Consider the following 3,107-nt stretch of genomic DNA (forward strand, 5'->3'; position numbering starts at 1 on the left):
TCGCAGAACCATAACCCAATACCCTGGTTATGGGCCTTTGAGCGGCCATGGAAGAAATATTAATAATACTTCCTTTTAAATCTTTTAGAAATAAAGGCAGAAATGTTTTTATTGGGAGGAAGGAACCCATATAATTCAGTTCCATAACTTTATTTAATTCATCTATCCTCGCATCCAATATGGTCTGCTCCGGAGTAATCACTGCTCCGGCCATATTCCCACCTGCCAGGTTAACCAGGACATCTATTTTTCCATATTCATGTTCTAGTTCCAATTTCGCACGCTCTAAATCCCGCTCATTTGTTACATCCGCAATCAGGGGAAATACTTTGTGACGATTACCTTTAATTTCTGCGATTAGCGCATTAATTTTATCCGGATTTCTGCCCAATGCAACTACTTTGGCTCGTTGCTCTGCCAGATAGGCTGTCATAGCAGAACCTAGTACACCGGTTGCACCACTAACTACAATAATTTTGTCGTCTATAGAAAATAAATCAGACATTGATAATATGTTAAGTATAATTTCTTTAGGCCACTCAATAAAACAGATTCCTGGAATCCTGTTATTATTTCCAAATATAACTTAAGAAAGTTAAATTCCTGAAGTGCCACTCAAACTAAAATGGAAAATAAGCCTTTGCATTATGGTAGCAAATATCCGATACAATCTCGCCCAACCATTTTTCATCTTCCGGTAATTCACCATTTGCTACGTCTTTACCTATAAGATTGCAAAGTACTCTCCTAAAATATTCATGTCTTGGAAATGAAAGAAAACTACGGGAATCTGTTAACATCCCAATAAAACAACTTAGCAGGCCAATATTGGAAAGCGAGTTCAATTGTTTTTCCATGCCGTCTTTCTGATCTAAAAACCACCAGGCAGAACCAAATTGAATTTTACCCTTGACACTTCCATCGTTAAAATTGCCCACCATCGCAGCAATAACTTCATTGTCTGCCGGGTTTAAATTGTAAATAATTGTTTTGGTAAGTTGGTCTGTACTATCCAGGTAATCCAGAAAATTACTCAAGGACACTGCCTGCGAAAAATCTCCAATAGAATCAAATCCGGTATCCGGCCCCAGCTGCTGAAGCATCCTTTGATTATTATTTCTGAGGGCACCTAGATGAAACTGCTGCACCCAGCCATTTTTATGGTAGCATTTAGCAAGAAATTTTAATACGTCAGATTTAAAATAAGCTACTTCATGCGAATTGAGCGATTCCCCATTTTTTAATCTTGTAAAGATTTTGGAGGAATCAAAGCTTTCATTTTTGTAAAAGGGGAGGTATTCCAAGCCATGATCTGCTAATCTGCAGCCATTTTCATGAAAATAATTTATCCTTGATTCCAAGGCTTCAAGAAGGTCGGAGTAGGAATGGATCGAGGTATTTACAACTCCCTCCAATTGACTTAAGTATTCAAGAAAGGAGGTTGTATTTTCAACGGCATAGGCTTTATCCGGTCTGAAGGCCGGCAATAATTTCAGGGTTGCGTTCTTTGTGCCTTTTTTATGGTATTCAAGCGTATCCAAAGGATCATCAGTAGTGCAAACCACTTCAACGTTCATTTGTTCCAATAGCCCCAGGGTGCTATATGCGGGAAGTTGTAATTGTTCAGTGCACGTATTATACATTTTTTGTGCATTATTTTGGTCCAGGAGCACATCTATATTAAAATAACGCTTTAATTCAAGATGGGTCCAATGGTATAATGGATTTCGAACGGTATATGGAACAGTTTCTCCCCACTTCACAAATTTTTCCTGATCTGTAGCATTTCCGGTAATATATTTTTCTTCAATACCAAGAGTCCGCATAGCTCTCCATTTATAATGGTCTCCGTTCAGCCATACCTGTGAGATGTTGTCAAATTGAAAATTTTCTGCTATTTTCTCAGGCGACAAATGATTGTGGTAATCAATTATTGGCAGATCTTTTGCAAAATCGTGGAACAGCCGGCTGGCAAAAGAGGTCTGCAATAAAAAATCTTCATGTATAAAATTATTGACCGCCATTTTAGTTCACATTTACGGTTTCAGGTAACATTGTTCCAACCATCCTCGAAGCAAGTTCTTCCAGATCAATGCCCAATTGTTCCTTATTAACACGAAGTACTTCGGTGCGTAATTTTACAGGTAAATTCGTATAACCGTCCTTTGCCCCCAAAATCATTCCGGCTACAGCAGCTACAGTATCATTATCTCTGCCATAATTTACAATAAACTGAATACTTTTTTCGAAATCCCCGTCCCCAAAGGCCAATCCGGCAATCATAATTTGCCAGATTTCACCTGCATGAAAAGGGATGGCCTTTTCGTCTTTTTCCAATAATGCGTAAACAAATTCCTGTTGTGCCCATTCGGTTTTAGTACCGTTAAAATGATTCGGTATTTTTATTTCCAATGAATCCGTTAATCTAAGAGAATCTGAACTTTTAATTTGCCGGGACAGGTTTACATATTTTCTGGTGGCATTTGCTGTGTTATATGAGAGGCGCCCAACCAGCCTGCTATCCTGATAGCGCATAGGATCAATAAAAACGGCAGTGTTAAGTATAGAATCCATATTTGTGGTCCGCATAGCCATTTGTGTCATGGCGGCTACCAGTCCGGAAATATCCTTGGCATATCCAAGATCAAAAAGTGAATGTTTGTAAGCTGTGAGATATGCAATCTCCGGGTTGGGTTCCAACAAACCAAACATAGGGGTATATAACATGCCTGCACAGGACATTTCCCCTCCATAAAACCTATTTTGAGCCTCCTGATAATCTTCCGCACTTTTCTGGTAAGCAAATGCCACCCGGGCCCATTCTTTAATCCAGTCTACTTTTTCTAACCTGGTGTCCAGGGCATCTGGAGAAGCTAAAATTTCCCTATCACTCAGCTTGGAAGCTATTGATTGATAGTAATCTGTAATAAATTTCGCAAAATTTTCTGCATTCAGGTCGGGGGAATAGGTATCAAAATATGAAACCATAAAGTACTTCCATCGGGTATCATCAGTAGTAGCACCGGCATTCAGGTTATGCTCCCAGGTTCCTTCTGGAGATTGTATGCGTTCTGCAGGAGTAAGCCCTGTGATATAACCATATTTAT

The 3,107-nt window shown here is 39.2% G+C and carries 3 protein-coding genes; all 3 read right to left on the bottom strand.

Annotated features, from left to right (window positions below; all coding sequences use genetic code 11):
* Window positions 1-505, bottom strand: a 505-nt coding sequence (locus WBN20_RS04985) for an SDR family NAD(P)-dependent oxidoreductase (protein WP_424280924.1), incomplete at its 3' end; no start/stop codon positions are given.
* 115 nt (window positions 506-620) lie between these two features.
* A complete protein-coding gene (gene uxaC, locus WBN20_RS04990; protein ID WP_424280925.1) occupies window positions 621-2,024 on the bottom strand; it encodes a glucuronate isomerase in 1,404 nt (467 codons plus the stop codon).
* A 1-nt stretch (window position 2,025) separates the two neighbouring features.
* Window positions 2,026-3,107: ADP-ribosylglycohydrolase family protein (locus WBN20_RS04995; RefSeq protein ID WP_424280926.1), on the bottom strand; the 1,082-nt coding region annotated here is incomplete at its 5' end.

Origin of the sequence: Eudoraea sp. (genome assembly GCF_049665975.1) — a bacterium.
Lineage (GTDB): Bacteria > Bacteroidota > Bacteroidia > Flavobacteriales > Flavobacteriaceae > Eudoraea.